We start from the raw sequence: 256 nt of genomic DNA on the forward strand, positions 1-256 counted from the left end.
TGGCGCGCCGGGCTACTTCGAGCAGGAACTCGCGGCCTACGGACGCGGGGGCCAGCCCTGCCCGCGCTGCGGCGGTGCGCTGAAGCAGGCGGCGATCGGCCAGCGCACGACGGTCTGGTGCCCGCGCTGCCAGCGCTGAGGCCCTGTCCGACCACCCAATCCGGGGCCGCCGCGCCGCGCAGGGGATCGCGCTATAGTCGCGGCGCAGGGGCGAGGAGGGGGCATGAGCGACGGTGCCGAGATCACCCAATGGCTG

The 256-nt window shown here is 75.0% G+C and carries 1 protein-coding gene; it reads left to right on the forward strand.

All coding sequences use genetic code 11. The features are described 5' to 3' along the window. Positions 1 to 139, forward strand: a 139-nt coding sequence (locus SB660_RS21975) for a zinc finger domain-containing protein (RefSeq protein WP_410584568.1), incomplete at its 5' end; no start/stop codon positions are given. Positions 140 to 256: the final 117 nt, after the last annotated feature.

This window comes from Bacillus sp. SIMBA_005 (genome assembly GCF_046535585.1).
Taxonomy (GTDB): Bacteria; Bacillota; Bacilli; order Bacillales; family Bacillaceae; genus Bacillus; species Bacillus pumilus.